This is a genomic window from Faecalibacterium sp. IP-3-29 (assembly GCF_023347335.1).
In the GTDB taxonomy this organism is placed as follows: Bacteria; Bacillota; Clostridia; order Oscillospirales; family Ruminococcaceae; genus Faecalibacterium; species Faecalibacterium duncaniae.
The window spans coordinates 709,549-728,160 of sequence record NZ_CP094471.1 but is presented as its reverse complement, the minus strand read 5'-3'; the positions used below and the strand labels follow the sequence as shown (position 1 = coordinate 728,160).

16 protein-coding genes and 1 pseudogene are annotated in these 18,612 nt (G+C 59.8%); 9 read left to right on the top strand and 8 right to left on the bottom strand.

Features of this window, described 5'->3' with window-relative positions; translation table 11 throughout:
• Window positions 1-64 precede the first annotated feature (64 nt).
• From MTP40_RS03355 to MTP40_RS03345, 3 genes are all read left to right on the top strand, one after another.
• Window positions 65-403, top strand: a complete 339-nt coding sequence (locus MTP40_RS03355) for a hypothetical protein (RefSeq protein WP_117534962.1) — start codon at window positions 65-67, stop codon at window positions 401-403.
• Window positions 404-596: 193 nt separating this feature from the next.
• On the top strand, window positions 597-818 hold the full coding sequence (locus MTP40_RS03350; RefSeq protein WP_005935630.1) for a YdbC family protein: 222 nt from the start codon (window positions 597-599) through the stop codon (window positions 816-818).
• A 1-nt stretch (window position 819) separates the two neighbouring features.
• A complete protein-coding gene (locus MTP40_RS03345) occupies window positions 820-1,401 on the top strand; it encodes a hypothetical protein (protein ID WP_005935632.1) in 582 nt (193 codons plus the stop codon).
• A 52-nt stretch (window positions 1,402-1,453) separates the two neighbouring features.
• Here MTP40_RS03345 and MTP40_RS03340 read toward each other — a convergent pair whose 3' ends face one another.
• From MTP40_RS03340 to MTP40_RS03325, 4 genes are all read right to left on the bottom strand, one after another.
• A complete protein-coding gene (locus tag MTP40_RS03340) occupies window positions 1,454-2,083 on the bottom strand; it encodes a hypothetical protein (protein WP_249259822.1) in 630 nt (209 codons plus the stop codon).
• A gap of 72 nt (window positions 2,084-2,155) precedes the next feature.
• Window positions 2,156-3,328, bottom strand: coding sequence for a cell division protein FtsZ (ftsZ, locus tag MTP40_RS03335; protein ID WP_005935636.1), 1,173 nt, complete (start codon window positions 3,326-3,328; stop codon window positions 2,156-2,158).
• 89 nt (window positions 3,329-3,417) lie between these two features.
• Entirely contained in the window at window positions 3,418-4,749 is a 1,332-nt protein-coding gene (locus MTP40_RS03330; protein ID WP_249259821.1) for a UDP-N-acetylglucosamine 1-carboxyvinyltransferase, read from the bottom strand.
• A gap of 285 nt (window positions 4,750-5,034) precedes the next feature.
• On the bottom strand, window positions 5,035-6,183 hold the full coding sequence (locus tag MTP40_RS03325; RefSeq protein ID WP_249259820.1) for an FtsW/RodA/SpoVE family cell cycle protein: 1,149 nt from the start codon (window positions 6,181-6,183) through the stop codon (window positions 5,035-5,037).
• Between the two features lie 244 nt (window positions 6,184-6,427).
• Here MTP40_RS03325 and MTP40_RS03320 point away from each other — a divergent pair, with 244 nt between their 5' ends.
• Window positions 6,428-8,299 (top strand): peptidoglycan D,D-transpeptidase FtsI family protein, encoded by a 1,872-nt coding sequence (locus tag MTP40_RS03320; protein ID WP_249259819.1) that lies wholly within the window; start codon window positions 6,428-6,430, stop codon window positions 8,297-8,299.
• A gap of 48 nt (window positions 8,300-8,347) precedes the next feature.
• On the opposite strand, the gene MTP40_RS03315 is transcribed toward MTP40_RS03320, so the two are convergent.
• Window positions 8,348-8,941 carry a xanthine phosphoribosyltransferase gene (locus MTP40_RS03315; protein WP_035394911.1) on the bottom strand — a complete coding sequence of 198 codons (594 nt, stop codon included), beginning with the start codon at window positions 8,939-8,941 and terminating at the stop codon, window positions 8,348-8,350.
• A 245-nt stretch (window positions 8,942-9,186) separates the two neighbouring features.
• Here MTP40_RS03315 and MTP40_RS03310 point away from each other — a divergent pair, with 245 nt between their 5' ends.
• From MTP40_RS03310 to MTP40_RS03290, 5 genes and pseudogenes are all read left to right on the top strand, one after another.
• The gene (locus tag MTP40_RS03310; protein WP_156059578.1) at window positions 9,187-10,056 is read left to right on the top strand and encodes a patatin-like phospholipase family protein; all 870 of its coding nucleotides are present in this window, start codon (window positions 9,187-9,189) and stop codon (window positions 10,054-10,056) included.
• 45 nt (window positions 10,057-10,101) lie between these two features.
• A complete protein-coding gene (locus MTP40_RS03305; protein ID WP_249259818.1) occupies window positions 10,102-10,626 on the top strand; it encodes a nitroreductase family protein in 525 nt (174 codons plus the stop codon).
• Window positions 10,627-10,996: 370 nt separating this feature from the next.
• A complete protein-coding gene (locus tag MTP40_RS03300; RefSeq protein ID WP_156061845.1) occupies window positions 10,997-11,314 on the top strand; it encodes a nitroreductase family protein in 318 nt (105 codons plus the stop codon).
• A 169-nt stretch (window positions 11,315-11,483) separates the two neighbouring features.
• Window positions 11,484-13,784, top strand: a complete 2,301-nt coding sequence (locus tag MTP40_RS03295; RefSeq protein WP_249259817.1) for a hypothetical protein — start codon at window positions 11,484-11,486, stop codon at window positions 13,782-13,784.
• A gap of 164 nt (window positions 13,785-13,948) precedes the next feature.
• A pseudogene (locus MTP40_RS03290) lies at window positions 13,949-14,170 on the top strand (hypothetical protein); the annotation flags it as partial.
• Window positions 14,171-14,315: 145 nt separating this feature from the next.
• Here MTP40_RS03290 and malQ read toward each other — a convergent pair.
• Genes malQ through MTP40_RS03275 form a run of 3 tightly spaced genes read right to left on the bottom strand, consistent with a single transcriptional unit; the run spans window position 14,316 to window position 18,344 of the window.
• Window positions 14,316-15,818 (bottom strand): 4-alpha-glucanotransferase, encoded by a 1,503-nt coding sequence (gene malQ / locus MTP40_RS03285; protein WP_156069233.1) that lies wholly within the window; start codon window positions 15,816-15,818, stop codon window positions 14,316-14,318.
• 18 nt (window positions 15,819-15,836) lie between these two features.
• Entirely contained in the window at window positions 15,837-16,655 is an 819-nt protein-coding gene (locus MTP40_RS03280) for an endonuclease/exonuclease/phosphatase family protein (protein WP_249259816.1), read from the bottom strand.
• A 6-nt stretch (window positions 16,656-16,661) separates the two neighbouring features.
• Window positions 16,662-18,344 (bottom strand): PTS transporter subunit IIBC, encoded by a 1,683-nt coding sequence (locus MTP40_RS03275; protein WP_437449744.1) that lies wholly within the window; start codon window positions 18,342-18,344, stop codon window positions 16,662-16,664.
• Window positions 18,345-18,612 lie beyond the last annotated feature (268 nt).

Sequence of the window (18,612 nt, the reverse complement as noted above, 5' to 3'; positions counted from 1 at the left end):
GACAGCTTTCCCTTTCAGAATAATAAGCCTTTAAAAGGGAAAATTATTTGCGGAGGTGTTTCTTATGTCCCACAAGCAAAAGCATGTCGGCCCCACATCCAGCCGGGTGAGCCCGCCGCTGGGGGCGCTGCCCAGCCAGCCGGACAGCCCGGAGGTGCAGCTGCCGCCGCCGGAACCGGATCTGCCGCCGATCCAGGCAGTCCCCATGACGGACGGCACACCGGCAGCCTGCATGCAGAAGAACGCCAAGGAATTTCTGGCAGGAAATACACCCGGCGTAATGGCGCAGTATGCCCCCGGGCTGTTCACGGAGCAGAAGCGAAACAGCCGCCAGCCCGCACCGGATGACCCGGAGGCGGTAAAAGAACTGGTTCGCCTGCGGGAAGAGGAGCCTTATGGTTGACCCCCTCCGTCACGCCTCGCGCGCCAGCTTCCCCGGCAGGGAAGCCCTTGGCAGAACGTGCCGTTCTGTGAAGATCGCTTGCGGCTCCTGCAAGTAAAATCAAAATTTTCAAATTATTTTCCAATTACCTGTTGAAATCTTCGCCGCGTTCTTATATTATGATAACAAACAAAGCAAAGGCAGGTAAGGAAACATGGCAGAAATCAAATACGAAGTGGTCCAGCGCATTGCAGTGCTGTCTCAGCGTCCCCGCGGCTGGGAGCGCCAGCTCAACCTCATCAGCTGGAACGACGGCGAACCCAAGTACGACATCCGTGATTGGTCCCCGGACGGCACCCGCATGGGCAAGGGCATTTCCCTGAGCGGCGAAGAGCTGGCCATCCTCAAGGGCATTCTGGAAGATCTGGAGCTGTAAGATGGACTACCGCGAGGAGTTTTTGCAGATCTGGCACCAGCATGTCTCCCGCCCGGGCAGCGAAAAGCTGCTGGACTGGCTGGACAACAAGACAGATTTCTTCTCGGCTCCGGCCTCCACCCGGTTCCACGGGGCCTGTGACGGCGGGCTGTGTATGCACAGCCTGAACGTCTACCATGCTCTCCACGACGGCTTTTTCACCGAGGGCGAGAGTGAGGAGAGCTATGCCATCTGTGCTCTGCTGCACGATCTGTGCAAGGCCAACTACTACAAAAAAGGCACCCGCAATGTGAAGAACGATGCCACCGGCCAGTGGGAAAAGGTGCCCAGCTACAGCGTGGAGGATCTGTTCCCCTATGGCCACGGCGAGAAGAGCGTGTTCCTGATCGAGCGGTTTATGAAGCTGAAGGTCGAGGAAGCGGTGGCCATCCGCTGGCACATGGGCGGCTTTGACGATGCGGCCAAGGGCGGCTGCTTCGCCATCTCGGAAGCTTACGACAAATACCCGCTTGCCGTCAAGCTCCACATTGCCGATCTGAAGGCCACCTACCTCATGGAACACCGCACCAGCGCCGTGCGGTAACATCCCTAAGACGCAAAAAGACGATGCACAGCGTTTGTGCATCGTCTTTTTGTTATACAGTCATTAAGCTTTCCAGCTGATGTACCAGATCCACCGCCTGATGGTCGAGTGCCGTGGTGGGCTTCCAGTCCGGCTGCGCAAAGGGGCAGCGTTCCTCCTCCGGTTCCGGCGGTGCGGCCTGCAGGGCAGGCTTCTGCTCCGGTGCGCTCTGCTCCGGTACAACATCCGGCTGGGGCTGCTCTGCCTTGGGGGCATCCGCCGCCGGGTGGAACACGATCACCGGCAGGCCGGGCTGTTCCAGCACCTTGGGCTGCGGGGGCACGGGCGGCAGCAGGCTGTTTGCCCGCGCCTGCTCACACAGAGCTTCCAGCTCGGCGTTCTCCTGCCGCAGTGCCACCATCTCCCGCTCACAGGCGTAAAGCCGGGTCTGGTAACGGCGGATCTCCGCATTGGCAGCGGCAAGACGGCGGTTCAACAGCTCCGCCTGAGCGGGCTGGCTCGGGAGCCGTCTCCCGGTTTCCGGTTCGACCTGCGCCATCATTTCCTCCACTTCCTGCACCCTGCGCAGAGCGCGGCGGTATTCACGGGCAGCGGCGGCACAATAACGCTCCACACAGCGCAACACACTGGTCCTGCGGCAGCTCAGCCATTCGGTGCGCAGCCAGATGTCGTTTGGTACCATCTCTGCTCCTCCCGCTCACGCGCGCAAGAGACCACGCCCCCTCCCGGGCGGTTCACACTGTAACTTACAAACTTACTTGCGCTTATTCAGGATCGCCAGCAGCTCATCGTAGTAACGGTTGTCGCTGCTTTCTTCCTCCACCGGCTTTGCAGCGCTGTTTGCGGCGGCAGCAGGCTGCTGCTTTGCGGCACCCGCGCCGGACACATCAGAACTGAACACTGCGCTGGGGGTGGAAGCACCGGCACCGGCGGCGTTGTTCAGGCTGCTGCGCAGGCCATCGGCGGCCTTGTTGTCAAAGCCGGTGGCCACAACGGTAACGCGCATCTCATCGGACAGGTTCTCATCGAACGCAGTACCCCAGATGATGTTTGCATCGGGGTGAGCGCTCTGGGTGATGAGACCGGCAGCGGTCTCGACATCCTCCAGGCCGATATCGGGGCTGGAGGTGATGTTGATGATCACGCCGTGTGCACCGGCAATGCTGGTTTCCAGCAGCGGAGAGGAGATCGCAGCCTTGGCGGCGTTCTCTGCCTTGCCTGCACCCTTGGCGCTGCCCACGCCCATGTGGGCGTAACCGGCATCCTTCATAATGGAGCGCACATCGGCGAAGTCCAGGTTGATGAAGGCGGGCACATTGATCAGGGCAGAGATGGACTCCACGCCCTGACGCAGCACATTATCGGCAGCCTGGAAGGCGTTCATCAGGGTGATCTTTTCCTGGCTGATCATCTTCAGGCGCTCATTCGGGATCACGATCAGGCTGTCAACGTGCATGAGCAGGTTTGCAATGCCCTGCTCTGCCAGGCCCATCTTGCGCTTGCCCTCAAAGGAAAAGGGCTTGGTGACGATGCCCACGGTCAGGATGCCCAGATCGTGTGCCACCTCGGCCACAACAGGAGCCGCACCCGTGCCGGTGCCGCCGCCCATACCGGCGGTGATAAAGACCATCTGGGAGCCCTTCAGGGCATTTGCGATCTCGTCCTTGCTTTCCTCGGCAGCACGCTGGCCGATCTCGGGATCAGCGCCCGCGCCGCGGCCCTTGGTGAGCTTGGAGCCCAGCTGCACCTTGGTGGCAGCATGGTTCTTGGCCAGCGCCTGCTGGTCGGTGTTCATTGCAATAAATTCTACGCCCTGCAGACCGTCGCTGACCATGCGGTTGACTGCGTTGCCGCCGCCGCCGCCCACACCAATGACCTTGATCGTCGTAACATTTTCATCCATTTCTTCATCGAGCATGAGTGCCATAACTTTTGTCCTCCATCGGATATGTTATCGTAAACCTGCGCTTTTCGCACAAGAAGAGTTCGATACTATACTTATATAACTGTATCGTATCATCTTTTTGCCCCGATTGCAAGACAAATTTGTTTTTTTGCAGAGGTTTTTTTCACCGTCCCGTTTCCCGTGGCCGATTCCCGCCGAATTTGCGCCCCCAAACCGGCCAAAATCTCTGTAAATCCGGCATATCCCCGGTCGATATGCGCCGGGTGGGTGATGACCGTGGTTCCCCGGGCCGCAAGCCCCGCCAGCACCAGTGCCGCCCCGCCCCGCAGGTCGGGGGCCTCCACCTCTGTACCGCGCAAAAGGCCGCCCGGCGCAATGGTCAGCACCCTGCCCGCCGCTTCGGCCTGTGCGCCCAGGCGGCAAAAACCCTCGGCACAGCCGAACCGGCGCTCAAAGATCACGTCCTCGATGCTGCTCTCGCTGTCGGCACAGAGCATTGCCGCCGCCAGCAGCGGGGCGGCATCGGTGGCAAGGGCCGGATAGGCCCCGGTGAACACCCGGCCTGCCCCGTGCAGCCGCCCAAAGCGGGAAATTCGCACCGTATCCCCTGCCGGTTCCACCCGGCACCCCATTTGTCCCAGAATTTCCAGCACCGGCGCATAGAGCGCGGGGGCGCAGCCGGTCAGTTCCACCCGGCCGCCCGCCGCCGCACAGCCGCAGGCCAGCGTGGAAGCAAAAATGCGGTCGGGCAGGGGCGAAAAACAGCACCCGGAAAGCCCCCGCCGCCCTTCGATGCGGAGGGTGGAGGTGCCCGCCCCCTCGATGCAGCCGCCGCACCGGTTCAGAAAAGCGGCCAGGTCGGCGATCTCCGGTTCCCGGGCCGCCCCCCGCAGGATGGTCCTGCCCTTGGCACAGGCAGCGGCCAGCAGAAGCGTCTCGGTGGCTCCCACGCTGGGAAAACGCAGGGTGATCTCGGCCCCGTGCAGGCCGGAGGGAGCCGTCAGCACCAGCCGCCCTTCCCCAGCTTCCAGCTCCACCGCTCCCATTTTTGCCAGCCCTGCCAGATGCAGGTCGATGGGCCGGGCCCCGATGCGGCACCCGCCGGGCAGGCTGGTCTCGGCGCGGCCCAGCCTTGCCAGCAGGGGCGCGCAGAACAAAATGGAGGCCCGCATTTGTCCCGCCGTTTGCCCCGGCAGGGTGCTGTTGGCAGGCGGGCCGGAGAGCACCGCGTCACTGCCCTCCCACCGGGCGGCACAGCCCACGCCCCGCAAAAGCGCCATGCAGTGCTCCACGTCCGCAAGGCGGGGCACAGCCTGGAGCCGCACCTCTCCCGTGCAGAGCAGCGATGCCGCAAAAAGCGGCAGAACGCTGTTTTTTGCCGCCGGAATTTTTACGCTTCCGTTCAGCGGGCGGCCCCCTGTCACCACGATCCGTTCCTCCATGTCCGTGCCCCCATTCCGCAAAAGATACCCCACCGTATGCAAAACAGGGCCGGAGTGTGAGGCGGACAAGTTTGTTTGGTCATTTATAGCATCCTCGCCCTCTCAGGCGCTTCGCGCCAGCACCGGGTTGCGGCTCCCAGCATCCGCTTCGCGCAAACCCTTGCGCTTGCGTCCTGCTGGCCGCGGCCCCAACAACTCCTCCCTCATTCCGCCGCAGGCGGTGGTCGTCGTCGTTGCTCCCAAAGGGAGAGCCTTTGGCAATTCAACTTTATGTTTTCTATTCCGTCAGGTCTCACCTCTTGATACGGATAGGACAATCCCCATTTCGCCCAGCAGCATCATTAAACTCGTTCCTCCGGAGGAGAAAAAGGGCAGGCTGATGCCGGTGTTGGGGATGGTATTGGTGACCACGGCCACATTGAGGACAGCCTGCAGGGCCACCTGCACGGTAAAGCCCACCACCAGCAGCGCCCCAAAACGGTCGGGAGCATGGGCGGCAATGGTGATTCCCCGCCAGAGCAGCAGCACGAACAGCAGCACCACAGCGCAGGCCCCCACAAAGCCCAGTTCCTCGCAGACGATGGAGAAGATGAAGTCGTTCTGAGGTTCGGGCACAAACAGATGCTTCTGGCGGCTGTTCCCCAGCCCCAGCCCGGTGGCTCCGCCGGAGCCGATGGCATACAGGCTCTGGATGGTCTGGTGGCCGTCCCCCAGCGGGTCGGCAAAGGGGTCCTTCCAGGAGCGCAGGCGGTCGGCAGCGTAGGGCACAAGATCCGGCATAACGACCACCGCCGCCCCGATGGCGGCCGCCCCGCCCAGGCCCGCCAGCACGAACCACCGCAGGCCTGTGCCGCCCACGAACATCAGCACAGCCCCGATGCCCAGGATCAGCAAGGTGCCCGAAAGATGGGGCTCCAGCAGCATCAGCGCCGCCACCACCCCCAGCACCAGCGCAAAGGGCAGCACCCCCACCGCAAAGCTGCGCATCCTGTCATGGTTCAGCGAGATGATGTGTGAAAATACCAGCACCACCGCAAATTTTGCGATCTCGCTTGGCTGCAGGGTACCCACCCCCGGCAGCACCAGCCACCGTTTGCAGCCGTTGTATTCCGGCATAAAAAGCACCACCGCAAGCAGCACCAGCGAGACCCCCAGCAGCGGCCAGGCCAATTTGTGGAAGATGTGATAGTCCACCCGGCTGGCCAGCCACAGCCCCGCAATGCCCATGGCGGCATAGAGCAGCTGGGGGCGCAGGTAGGCAAAGGCATCGCCCCGCCGGTAAAGGGCTACCGCCCCCGACGCACTGCCCAGCATCACCAGCCCGAACCCCACCAGCGTGAGTACCAGCACCAGAAACGGCAGGTCCATGGCCGGCAGCGGCCGCAGCGGTGCCCTGTGCCGCCCGCCCCGCGGCAGTGCCGCAGCTTCTTTCATCTCGTCACCCCCAGTTTTACTATTGTACGCCATGCTGCTGTTGGCTATACGGATATTATCGTGACGTTGTGCATATCTTGTACACTAGCTCACCCTCTCAGGCGCTTTGCGCCAGCTCCCCCAAAGGGGGAGCTTTTGACAAAATCATAAACTTTGTATCGAATGCCAAGGCCTCTCCCTTCGGGAGAGGTGGCATCGCGTCAGCGATGACGGAGAGGGTGAGCCCGTTAAAGGGGGTGACATCATGCCCAGATTTCTCCGCACCCTGCCCGAGCGGGGATTCCGCCGCCGGGCACGGGCCGTGGCGGTGCTGTTCTGTGCCGTCTGCCTGGGGCTGGCCGTGCGGCTCTTTTTCCTGCAGGTGCGCACCGACGGCTTCTATGCCGACCGTGCACAGGGCCAGCAGCTGCGGGACACCGTGGTCCCAGCGGACCGGGGGCGCATTTACAGCGCCGACGGCCTTTTGCTGGCCGCCAACAGCAGCTGCTGGACCCTGCGGGCCTCGCCCCGGGAGATGCCGGAAGAGAAAATCACCCTTGCCGCCCACGGCCTTGCGGAGATCTTGGCGCTGGACGAAGCGGCCCTGCTGGAAAAATTCAGCGACCGCCGCTCCAACGACTGTCTGCTCCGCTACCGGGTGGACCGCGCCGCAGCCGATGCTGTGCGGGACTTTTGCGAAGAAAACAGCATCACCGGCATCCGCATCAATCAGGACAGCAAGCGCTGGTATCCGCAGGGCGCGTTTCTGGCTTCGGTGCTGGGGTTCACCAATGTGGACAACGCAGGAGTGGCCGGGCTGGAACTGAAATATGATGATCTGCTCACCGGGGAAAACGGCGTGGTGCTCACGGCTGTCAACGCCTGGGGCTACACACTGGAGCAGAGCTACGAGACCGAGCGTTTTCCCACCGAGGGGGACGGCCTGCGGCTCACCATCGACAGCTGTATCCAGCACTACCTTGAAAACGCGCTGTCCTACGCCGTGCAGGAGCACCATGTGGCGGCGCGGGCCGTGGGGATCGTCATGGATGTGAACACCGGGGCCGTGCTGGCCATGTCCACCACGCCCTCCTACGACCCCAACGAACCCCGCGTCATTGCCGACACCGCCGCCCGGAACGCCGTGGAGGCCCTGACCGGTGATGCGCGCAAGGCCGCTTTGCAGCTGGCCCAGCAGACCCAGTGGCGGAACAAGGCCGTCAGCGACCTGTACGAGCCGGGCAGCGTGTTCAAGCTCATCACCTGCGCGGCGGCGCTGGATGCCGGAGCCATCACAAAGCATTCCAGCTTTTACTGCGGGGAATCCATCTCGGTGGCAGGCACCCGCTTCCACTGTGCCAACCACAAGCGCCATGGGGCCCAGAGCGTGACCCAGGCGCTGGAAAATTCCTGCAACCAGAGCTTCATCCAGATCGGAGCCCGGCTGGGCAGGGAGGCCTTCTGCGATTATTTCGCCGCCTTTGGCCTGCGGGAGCCCACCGGCATCGACCTGCCTGCCGAACCGAAACAGAGCCTGTACTATACCGCCGACCGGATGGGCCCGGTGGAGCTGGCCTCCTGTGCCTTTGGGCAGAGCAGCAAGATCTCCTATCTGGAAATGGCGGCGGCAGTCTGCGCCGTGGTCAACGGGGGAAAGCTGATGCAGCCCTACGTCGTCTCGGAGATCCTGGCCCCGGACGGCAGTACCATTGAGCAGCTCTCCCCTGTCTGCAAACGGCAGGTGCTCAAGGCAGAGACCAGCCAGACCATGCGGGAGATGATGGAGGCCGTGGTGCTCTACGGCGGTGGACGGAACGCCCAGATCCCGGGTTACCGGGTAGGCGGAAAAAGCGGCACCAGCCAGAAGCTGGACAGCGCCGACGAAAAAGCCCGCATTGCCAGCTTTGTGGCGGTGGCTCCCATCGACGATCCGCAGTTTCTCTGCCTGGTCTGCCTGGACGAACCCCACAGCTGGACGACCGCAGGCGGCAGCCTGTCGGCCCCGGTCTGTGCCGAAGTGCTGGAGCAGACGCTGGTGTACAGGGGCGTGCCCCGCGCCACGGAAGCCCCGGCTGCCTCCACAGCAGAGACCGCCGCCGACCTCCCTGCTGACGGCGACAGTTTTGACGGGGCCTGAAAACGGGCAGCAAAAAAGACCGCCGAAGCGGTCTTGAATTGCTTGTTTTCAGTTCTGGTGCGGCTGCTCGCGGAACTTGATCTCGCCGGTCTCGCTGTTCATGGATTCCACAATGGCAAGGCTCTCCAGCTGGATACCCTTGCTGCGGATGAGCTCGCCGCCCTGCTGGAAGCCCTTCTCCACAGCAATGCCAATGCCCTCGACCGTGGCTCCGGCCTCCTTGGCCAGATCCAGCAGGCCCATCAGGGCACAGCCGTTTGCCAGGAAGTCATCGATGATCAGGACATGGTCCTCTGCGGTGAGGAACTTTTTGGAGACGATGACATTGTAAATCTTCTTGTGGGTGAAGGACTGGATCTTGGTCTCATAGTTGTCGTAATCCAGGTTGATGCTCATGGACTTTTTAGCAAACACCACAGGAACATTGAACTCGCTGGCAACCACAGCGGCAATGCCGATGCCGCTGGCCTCAATGGTCAGCACCTTGTTGACGGGCTTACCTGCAAACAGGCGCTTCCACTCCTTTGCCATCTCGCGGAACAGGGGGATATCCATCTGGTGGTTGATGAAGCTATCCACCTTCAGCACATTGCCCTCGCGCACGATCCCGTCTCTCTGAATGCGTTCTTCCAGCAGTTTCATATCCGTCTCTTCCTCCAAGCTTTGGTACTGCATTTTGATTTTACCTAGTATACCGGATTTGCCCCCCTGTTTTCAAGGTCTTTTGGCATTTTCTCTCTTGTTTTTCAGCAAAATTTGAGTATACTGGAAGCAACGGCTCCGGGTGGATTTCCGGGGCGCTCCGGGCACAGGGAAAGGTGCCCGTTTTCTGCATCCTGCCGTCTGTTCGGGCGGGATGCATTGTGAGGAGAAGGAGTATCACGCGTATGAAGACCGGATTGATCCTGGAAGGCGGTGCCATGCGGGGCATGTTCACCGCCGGTGTTCTGGATGTTCTGATGGAGCAGGGCATCACGGTAGACGGTATGGTAGGTGTTTCGGCGGGAGCAGTGTTCGGCTGCAACTACAAATCCCATCAGATCGGGCGGACCATCCGCTACAACACCACCTATTGCAAGGACAAACGCTATGCCAGCTTCCGCAATCTGCTGCGCACCGGCAACCTGTACAGTGAGAATTTCTGCTACCACGAGGTGCCCGAAAAGCTCGACCCGTTCGATGACAAGGCTTTCCGGGAATCCCCCATGGATTACTTTGTGGTCTGCACCGATGTCCGCACCGGCGACCCCATCTATCATAAGTGCCGCACCGGTGATGCGGAGGATGTGCTCTGGATGGAAGCCTCGGCTTCCATGCCGCTGGCCGCAAAGATCGTCAGGATCGGCCATTACGGCCTGCTGGACGGCGGCGTTGCCGATTCCATCCCCATCCGCTTCTTTGAGTCCATTGGCTACAAGCGGAACCTCATCATCCTGACCCAGCCCAAGGGGTTTGTGAAAAAGAAGAACCCCATGCTGCCCGCCATCCGGGCACGGTATCTGCGCTATCCTGCCTTTGTGGAGGCTGTGGCCGACCGCCACGAGCGCTACAATGAAACCCTGAGCTACATCTCCATGCTGGAGCAGTCCGGCAAGGATTACGTCATCCGCCCGCCCATCCCGCTGGAGATCGGTGCCATGGAGCGTGACCCCGACCAGCTGCGCCGTGTCTACGAGACCGGCCGGGCCGTGGCACAGATCCAGGTGGACAAGATCCGGGCCTTCCTTGAAACTGCAAAGGCCGAAGCCGAGGAATGATCACTGTGCTATACTGGGGCAAATCAAAACAGGAGGCACTGATCTATGAACACTCTGGATGCCATTCTCACCCGGCGCAGCTGCCGGGAATTCACCGACAAGCCCATCAAAAGCGAAACCCTGCACCAGCTGCTGGAAGCGGCCATGAGCGGGCCCAGCTGCGTCAATGCACGGGACTGGGCCTTCGTGGTGGTGACCGACCCGGAAAAGCTGGCGCAGATGGCCGATGCCAACGGCCGCCCTGCCGAGCCGCTGCGGAAAGCTGCCGCCGGTATCCTCGTCTGCGGCGACCTTGACCGTGCGTTCCGCTTTGCCAAGGACTACTGGGTCATTGACGGAGCCATTGCCGCCCAGAACATCTGCCTCGCCGCACAGGAGCTGGGGCTTGGCGCAGTCTGGCTGGGCACCTGGCCTCAGATGGACCGGGTAGAGGCCCAGCAAAAGCTCTTCGCTCTGCCGGAGACCATTGTGCCCCACTCCATCATCGCCCTTGGCTACCCGGAAGCAGACCTTACTGCCCCGCGTGAGAGCCGCTATGAGGATGACCGGGTACATTTTAACCAGTGGTAAATCTGCCGGACGCAAAAGCTTTGCGGCCCGACAGTTTCGATCACATGTACCCCGAGGTTCCCATAAACCACGAGCGTTCCTGCTTGATACTTTGCCATATTGCTCCTCTTTCATCCAAGTGGAACAGACTGTGCAAAACAGACTTTCCAGCGCGTTTTCGTTCTTTTCTATTATAACACAAACCACTCCATGGCTTCAAAGGTGATTTTCCACAAAGTTTGCATCGTGCAATCTGCGCAGAATGACCCGCAGATTTCTTGTGCAAAAGTATAATGATTCCGTACAACGAGTGGCACTCATGCGTAAGACCGGTTGCATGAGTGCCACTCGTTTTTTGTTTGTCCTAAAATGGAAAGGTAAGGTGAATCCCATGGAAAGTACCAATGAATTTCTCGGCACGGAACGCATCGGCAAGCTGATGCAGAAGTATGCGATCCCGTGCATTATTTCTCTGCTGGTGGGTGCGCTGTACAACATCGTGGACCAGATCTTTATTGCAAACGCCAGCTATCTGGGCTCCTACGGAAACGCGGCCAACACCGTTGTGTTCCCGCTTACGGTGGTGGCGCTGGCCATTGCCGCCCAGAACATCTGCCTTGCTGCACAGGAGCTGGGGCTTGGCGCAGTCTGGCTGGGCTTGTTTTGCTGTTCTCTCCGTCGTCCTCGCTGCTCTAATTTCAGCATTTGAATGCTGTTTGTCAGGGGCAGCGGTCGGCAGACGTATTTTTTCATTTTGGGTCTTGACTTTTAATAGTTAGTCTTTCACGCAGTTTTACTTGCACCCCCCCGAAAGTGGTATAATTTCCTTACAAGCCCATGTTTTACCGGATTTGAAACTTTGTAAGGAGGTACCACTTATGATCTCTTATCGCAAACTCGCCATGCGTGTTCTGGGGCACAGCCCGGTTTCTGCGGTCAAAACAGCCCGCCGCTCCACCGCAAAGCGCGCCGCCGCCCTCGCCCTCACCGCCGCCCTTGTGGTCGGGATGACGCTCCCCGCCTTTGCCCAAGACTGGTACATTGAAGATGGTGACATCTCGATTTCGGCTGGTGAAACCGGCAACAAGGTCACACAGGGAAGTACGACAAAAGAGAATGATACGGACACCGTTATTAAAAGCAAGGACTCTTCTACCGCGTCTTCGAATACAGTAACGATCCATGCAGATGAAGGCAAGACGGTGAATGTCACGCTGGATAACGTAACGATCAATGTAGACGAAGGGTACAAGTATGGTTATGAACCGAACGCCTATAAGACCGCTGTAAGCGTTACCGGCAGCGGCAATACGAACATCGAGCTGAACGGCAACAACACGCTGACAAGCGGATATGGCCACGCCGGTCTGGAGCATAACAAGACCGATGGCAGCGGCACGCTGACGATTCAGGACGAAAAGAATGATGATGGCTCCGCAAAGGGAAGTGCGTCCGATACTACTGGCAGTTTGACTGCCACGGGTGGTTACCACAGTGCTGGCATCGGCGGCAGTGACAAACAAGACGGCCAAGTGACCATTACGGGCGGTGAGATCACTGCCACGGGTGGTAATGGGGCTGCCGGTATTGGCGGCGGTGCCGGTGACAAGTACGCCGCCGTCGGCGGTGACGGCGATGTGACAATTTCCGGCGGTACGATCACCGCTACGGGCGGCAGTCTGGGTGCCGGTATTGGCGGCGGTGCCTACGGCAATGGTACTGTCACAGTTACCGACGGCGATATCACCGCAAAGGCTACGGGCAATTATGGTGCCGGTATTGGTGGCGGTTTTGGCGCGATACCGAAGGACACTCTTATTGGAGGAAATGGCACTGTCACCATCAGCGGCGGCACCATCACCGAAGCCTCTGGTGGCTATATGGCTGCTGGCATCGGCAGCGGCTATCAGGGTCTGGGTACAGTGACCATTGAAGGTGATGCCGTCATCAAAAACGCACAGGGCGGTGAAGCTGGAGCCGGCATCGGCAGTGGCACCTATGGTGACAGCGAGATCATTATCAGAGGTGATGCAGTCATTGAAAATGCGGAAAGCAGCGCAAACGGCGCTGGCATCGGCAGCGGCCAAGGCGATTTGTATCCCGATGGCGATGGCATGGTAATCGATCTAACTGTAGGCAACGTGACCATTGAAGGCAACGCCAAAATCGAAAATGCAAAAAGTGGTTCTGGTGGTTCCGGCATTGGTGGCGGCGCTGTTGGCATCGGCAATGTAATCATTAGAGGCAACGCTCAAATCGGAAACGCCACCGGCGGCGATGAAGGTGCCGGTATTGGCGGCGGTGTTCTTGGCACTGGTGACGTGACCATCGAGGGCAATGTCACCATCGAAAATGCACAGGGCGGCGCTGGTGCTGCCGGTATCGGTGGCGGCGCAGAAACACAACCCGACACCGAGGATACCAGAAACAAAGTTTCCATCAAGAGCACCGAAGCTGGTTCTCCCAACATTACTGCTAAAGGCGGCGGCGTTCTGAATGGCGGCGGCGTTCTGGATGAAAATGCTCCCCTTGCCGGTGCTGCGGCCATCGGCAGCGGCAGCGTTGCTGACGGCGCTACTGAGGTAAAGTCTGATATTACCATTGAAGGCAAGGTGACGATCGACGCCACATCGGGCGGCAATGTGGCCATTGGCGATTCGACCAACGGCGAAACGCAGTTCTCCGGTTTGCAGGTGGGCACGACCATCACCCGCCGCAATGCGAAGGGCGACGACGTTTCCCAGCCCGGCGATGTTGTACGCGAACCCGAAAAGCCCGCCCAGCCGACCGTGACACCCACCGAAGGGGCAGAAGCACCTTCCACCGGCTCGGTGGAAGTGGAGCGCCCGGTCACGGTGGAGGGGCTGTATGTCACCAACGTTCTGGGCAAGCAGATCACCCACACCTGCACCCAGAACGGCACGACCCTGACCATCCGCGCCAACGGCATCGTGGCCTCGGCCCACCTGACGCTGGGCATGGTCCGCACCCTGAAGGCTCAGGGCGTGAAGACCCTTGTGTTCACCACCCTGCTCTCCCGCTCCACCACGGTCTCGGTGGATGCCCTGCTGGCGGCTGAACCCGACGCCCCCGATGAAACGGCCGTCGTCTGGACCCACACCGGCCCCCGCGCGGCATTGACCATTGACGGCGCAGACCACAGCGACCTGCTCAAGTAACCGAACGGAGCACACAACTTATAAAAACGCAGCCGGGAGGCTTCCGCTTTTGGAACGCCTCCCGGCTGTTTCGTTATGCCGTTTTGGTTTTGAGGTAGTACCCGATGCCGATGGCAGTGGTTGGCATCGTGATGAAGTTCTTCCAGATCGTCATCTCCATCGTGGTGGGCATGACAGCAGAATCCACCGCCCTTTCCATGGTGCGTGAGGTGGTGTTTGGTGTGGGCTTTGCCCTGCTGCTGCCCCGGTTTTTCGGGCTGGACGGTGTGCTGTACTCCATGCCGCTGTCGGATATCCTGACCTTCCTGATCGCCGGCTATCTGATTTACAAGACCTACCATGAACTCAACTATCATATCGCGCTGGACAGCGGTGAACGGCATTGAAAAGTGCGCGGAGATCATCGAAAGCCTGGTTTGAATGAACCGGAGTCTGCTGCCATCCGGCTGTCACTGATCCAGAAAAAGAACCCCACGTCCAGACCGTTGTGTGAAACGGCCCGGACATGGGGTTTTATGGTTTTTAATGCAGTTACGCCCAGTTCTTCCGCCCATAGCGAGTGGTCAGCTGGCAGATCTCTTTTTGGAGTTTTCGGGTCAGCTGGGGCTTTTTCAGCCGCCAGCGCCAGTTCTGGCCCACGGTGGAGGGCTGATTGATGCGGGCGGAGTTGTCCAGCCCCAGCCAGTCCTGCATGGGAATGATGCAGGTCGCCGCTGCGCTGCGCAGGATCAGTGCGATCATGCTTTTATAGAGCTGCTCCTCCGGGGTGGCGTAGTCGAACAGATAATCCCGCACCATGGCGCGCTCCGCACCGGTGATGGTCTGGTACCACGACACCAGCGTTTCGTTGTCGTGGGTGCCGGTATAGGCCACGCTGTTCACCGGGTAGTTATGGGGCAGGTAGTCGCTGGCGCTGCCGGTATCCCGGGAATCAAAGGCAAATTCCAGCACCTTCATGCCCGGGAAGCCGCTGTCCCGCACCAGCTGACGCACGGTGTCGCTCATGTAGCCAAGATCCTCCGCAATGATCTCCCGTTTGCCCAGTGCCTGCTCCACAGCACGGAACAGCTCGATGCCGGGGCCTTTTTCCCAGTGGCCCGGCGCGGCAGTCTCGCTGCCGTAGGGGATGGAGAAATACTCATCGAAGCCGCGGAAGTGGTCGATGCGCACCACATCGTAAAGCTCGAAGCAGTACCACAGGCGAGTGATCCACCACTGATAGCCGGTTGCGCGGTGCGCTTCCCAGCGGTAGAGCGGATTGCCCCAGAGCTGGCCGGTGGGCGAAAAATCATCCGGGGGAACGCCAGCCACCGCCGTGGGAATGTTGTCCTTGTCCAGTTGGAACAGACCCGGGTTTGCCCATGCGTCCGCCGAATCCAGCGCCACATAGATGGGGATATCCCCAATGATCCGGATGCCCTTGCTGTTGGCGTAGGCCTTCAGCCTGCGCCACTGCTGGTCGAACTTGAACTGGAGATATTTGTGGTACTCCACCTCAAAATACAGCTCCCGGCGGTAATAGTCCATCGCGGGCTGCCAGCGCAGACGGATATCCTCGGCCCACTCGATCCACGGCTTGCCCTCAAAGCGGCCCTTCACTGCCATGAACAGAGCAAAATCGTCCAGCCACCACTTGTTTTTTTCGCAGAAGGCTGTAAACGCTTCGTTGTGGCCGATGTCGCTGCGGGAGTAAGCCAGCCGCAGCAGGCGGCCCCGCTCGGCATACAGGCGGCTGTAGTCGATATCATCTGCCTTGCGGCCAAAGTTTGCCTTTTTGCACTCGGCGGCGGTCAGCACCCCTTCCCCCACCAGTGCGTCCAGACTGATGAAATACGGGTTGCCCGCAAAGGCGGAAAAGCTCTGATAGGGGCTGTCGCCGTAGCTTGTCACACCCAGTGGAAGGATCTGCCAGTAAGTCTGCCCAGCTTCCTTGAGCCAGTCCACAAAGTCGTATGCTTCCTGCGAAAAGCAGCCGATGCCGTAAGGGGACGGCAGACTGCTGACGGGCAGCAAAATGCCTGCACTTCTCTGCATCTTCATTTCCTTCTTCCTTTATAGCTCGATCAGAACACCCGCATGGTCGGACACCTGCGGCTCCTGCAGGCCGTCGAACACCACCCGGGTGCTTTTTACAGCGATCGCCTGGGAGCACCAGATCTGGTCGATGCGCTTTTTTGCCGCCGCATCCGGGGCATCCCGCCAACCATCAATGGCCTGCATGACGGTGTAGCCCTCGTCCCGCTGCTGTGCCAGGCGGTAGGTGTCCTGCCAGCCGCTGCAGAGCACAAGGTCGTAGCCCTCGCCCCGCACGTCGGCCTCACTGTTGAAGTCTCCCAGCAGAAAGGCGGTCTTTTTTGCGCCTGCCGCCCGGGACAGCGTTTCCCACTGGGCGGCAAAAGGTTCCACTTCGTCCTTCCACCAGCCCAGATGCACTGTGTAATACCAGACATCTCCTGCACAGATGCCCAGGGTGCGGCGGGTCCTCCAGTTGCTGTAATCGCCGGACTTGCTCAGCAGCAGATTTTCGGCGGCGGTGATGGGTGCACGGCTGAACACCGCCATGCCCTCATCGTACTTGTCGTAGCCGATCTTTGCCGGGAGCCAGCTCCAATGGTACTGCACGCCCCGTTCTTCCAGCATCCGGGCTACGGCTGCGGCGTGGTTGTCCGCTTTCAGCGGTACCCCATTGCCGGGACAGGGGAAGTACCCCGCCGGAATCTCTCCCAGCAGCGGAGCGGCGGCGGTCTGGTTCACCTCCTGCAGAGCGAACACCTCCGGCTGCTCCCTGGCGATAAAGTCTACAAAGATCTTCCGTTTTGCCTCATAGTCCGGCTCGATGAGGCTGTGGGTATTCAAAGTCAGCAGTTTCATAGTTTTTTACAGAATATCATTGATGTCAGATTTCAGAACGTCTGCCTTGGGGCCGTACACAGCCTGAATGCCGTCGCCCTTCACCAGCAGGCTCAGAGCACCCTCGGCCTTCCATGCGGCAAGGTCGGCCACCTTGGCGGGGTCCTTCACGGTAACACGCAGACGGGTCATGCAGGCATCCACCAGCACAATGTTCTCCCGGCCGCCCAGCAGGGCGATGATGCGCTCGGCCTGGCCGTTATCGGACTTTTTGGCTGCCTTCTTCTCGGCCTTGGTGTCAGCTGCGGCATCGTCTGCGTTGTCATCGGTGTAGTTGCCCAGACGGCCCGGCGTTGCCAGCTTGAGCTTGCCGATCATAAAGTAGGCCACGAAATAGCCGATGACAAAGAACGCCACCACGCAGAGCACAAAGTTGATGATGTCGCCGCCCAGACCGGCCTGCAGGGACATGGGGATACGGGTGATGAATTCCAGATTGCCGAAAGAGTGCAGGCGCAGATGGATGATGCCTGCCATGGCAAAGGCACAGCCCTGCAGCAGTGCGTACACGATGTACAGCGGCATGGCGCAGAACATGAACATAAATTCCAGCGGCTCGGTCACACCGGTCAGGAACACGGCCAGCGCGGTGGAGATGAACATGGACTTATACTTTGCGCGCTTGTCGGCATCCACACGGCGGAACATGGCCAGGGCGATGCCCAGCAGCAGACCGGTTGCGCCGATCATCTGGCCCACCTTGAAGCGGGCGGGGGTAACGGTGGTCAGCAGGTTGTTGTAAGCGGCCATGTCACCGGCTTTCTTGAAGTTGATGAGGTCGTTGGCCCATGCCAGCCACAGCGGGTCCTGACCAAACACCTGGCTGCCCGCATTGACACCGGTTGCAATGGTGTAGGTGCCGCCGAAGGAGGTGTAGTTCATGGGGATGGTCAGCATGTGATGCAGACCGAAGGGCAGCAGCAGACGCTCCAGCGTGCCATAGATGAACGGAGCCAGAACGGGAGAAGTCTCGGAAGAGTTTGCGATCCAGATGCCGAAGTTGTTGATGCCGGTCTGGACCACAGGCCAGAACAATGCCAGCACCATGGAAATGACCACAGAATAGGCAATGACCACCATAGGCACAAAGCGCTTGCCGTTGAAGAAGGCCAGTGCATCCGGCAGCTTGCGGAAGTTATAGTATTTATTGTAAGCCACGCCGCCCACAAAACCGGCAATGATGCCCACGAACACGCCCATGTTCAGGGCCGGGGCACCCAGCGCAGAGGTGAAGTAGCCGTTGACGGCGATCTCCCGCCCGAACAGGGTGTGGGTCACGGCGTTGGGGTCTTCCAGCATGGCGCTGGTGACACCGAAGATGTTGCCGGTGATGACATTGATGAGGGTAAACGCCAGCACAGCCGCAAAAGCACCGCCGGCACGCTCCTTTGCCCAGCTGCCGCCGATGGCCACGGCAAACAGGATGTGCAGATTGTTGATGACCGCCCAGCCAATGTTCTCCATGGTGGTGCCAATGGTCATAACTGCCGCAATGTCACCGCCGCCCATCTGCACCAGCTTGCCCAGACTGATCATCAGGCCGGCAGCGGGCATGACAGCGATGACGGTCATCAGCACCTTGCCCAGCTTCTGTAAGAAGTCAAAGTTGATAAGCCCCTTTTTCCCCGGAGCTGCTTGTGTTGTTGCCATAATGTTCCTCCTTATTTCTTTTTGCGTCTTTTTACGCAATCGTTGCGCTTCTGTTGCACGACTTTACGCAACAAGAATAATCCAACTCTGCAATTTTTACAAGAGTTTTCTAGGTCAAAAATATATTTTCTTCTTTTTGCACAACAGCCCGCAAGTTTCTTTGTTGAAAACATCGAAGGTGCGCAAAGGGTGCGGTTGCACGATCTGCGCAAACTCGTGCGCAAATCATTGACATTGCGTGCAAACCGCCTTACAATAGACCTATTAC

Bases quoted from the DNA above. Each gene is read 5' to 3' on its own strand.
- MTP40_RS03355 (WP_117534962.1), top strand. From the start codon at position 65: ATGTCCCACAAGCAAAAGCATGTCGGCCCCACATCCAGCCGGGTGAGC.
- MTP40_RS03350 (WP_005935630.1), top strand. From the start codon at position 597: ATGGCAGAAATCAAATACGAAGTGGTCCAGCGCATTGCAGTGCTGTCT.
- MTP40_RS03345 (WP_005935632.1), top strand. From the start codon at position 820: ATGGACTACCGCGAGGAGTTTTTGCAGATCTGGCACCAGCATGTCTCC.
- MTP40_RS03340 (WP_249259822.1), bottom strand. From the start codon at position 2,083: ATGGTACCAAACGACATCTGGCTGCGCACCGAATGGCTGAGCTGCCGC.
- ftsZ (WP_005935636.1), bottom strand. From the start codon at position 3,328: ATGGCACTCATGCTCGATGAAGAAATGGATGAAAATGTTACGACGATC.
- MTP40_RS03330 (WP_249259821.1), bottom strand. From the start codon at position 4,749: ATGGAGGAACGGATCGTGGTGACAGGGGGCCGCCCGCTGAACGGAAGC.
- MTP40_RS03325 (WP_249259820.1), bottom strand. From the start codon at position 6,183: ATGAAAGAAGCTGCGGCACTGCCGCGGGGCGGGCGGCACAGGGCACCG.
- MTP40_RS03320 (WP_249259819.1), top strand. From the start codon at position 6,428: ATGCCCAGATTTCTCCGCACCCTGCCCGAGCGGGGATTCCGCCGCCGG.
- MTP40_RS03315 (WP_035394911.1), bottom strand. From the start codon at position 8,941: ATGAAACTGCTGGAAGAACGCATTCAGAGAGACGGGATCGTGCGCGAG.
- MTP40_RS03310 (WP_156059578.1), top strand. From the start codon at position 9,187: ATGAAGACCGGATTGATCCTGGAAGGCGGTGCCATGCGGGGCATGTTC.
- MTP40_RS03305 (WP_249259818.1), top strand. From the start codon at position 10,102: ATGAACACTCTGGATGCCATTCTCACCCGGCGCAGCTGCCGGGAATTC.
- MTP40_RS03300 (WP_156061845.1), top strand. From the start codon at position 10,997: ATGGAAAGTACCAATGAATTTCTCGGCACGGAACGCATCGGCAAGCTG.
- MTP40_RS03295 (WP_249259817.1), top strand. From the start codon at position 11,484: ATGATCTCTTATCGCAAACTCGCCATGCGTGTTCTGGGGCACAGCCCG.
- malQ (WP_156069233.1), bottom strand. From the start codon at position 15,818: ATGCAGAGAAGTGCAGGCATTTTGCTGCCCGTCAGCAGTCTGCCGTCC.
- MTP40_RS03280 (WP_249259816.1), bottom strand. From the start codon at position 16,655: ATGAAACTGCTGACTTTGAATACCCACAGCCTCATCGAGCCGGACTAT.
- MTP40_RS03275 (WP_437449744.1), bottom strand. From the start codon at position 18,344: ATGGCAACAACACAAGCAGCTCCGGGGAAAAAGGGGCTTATCAACTTT.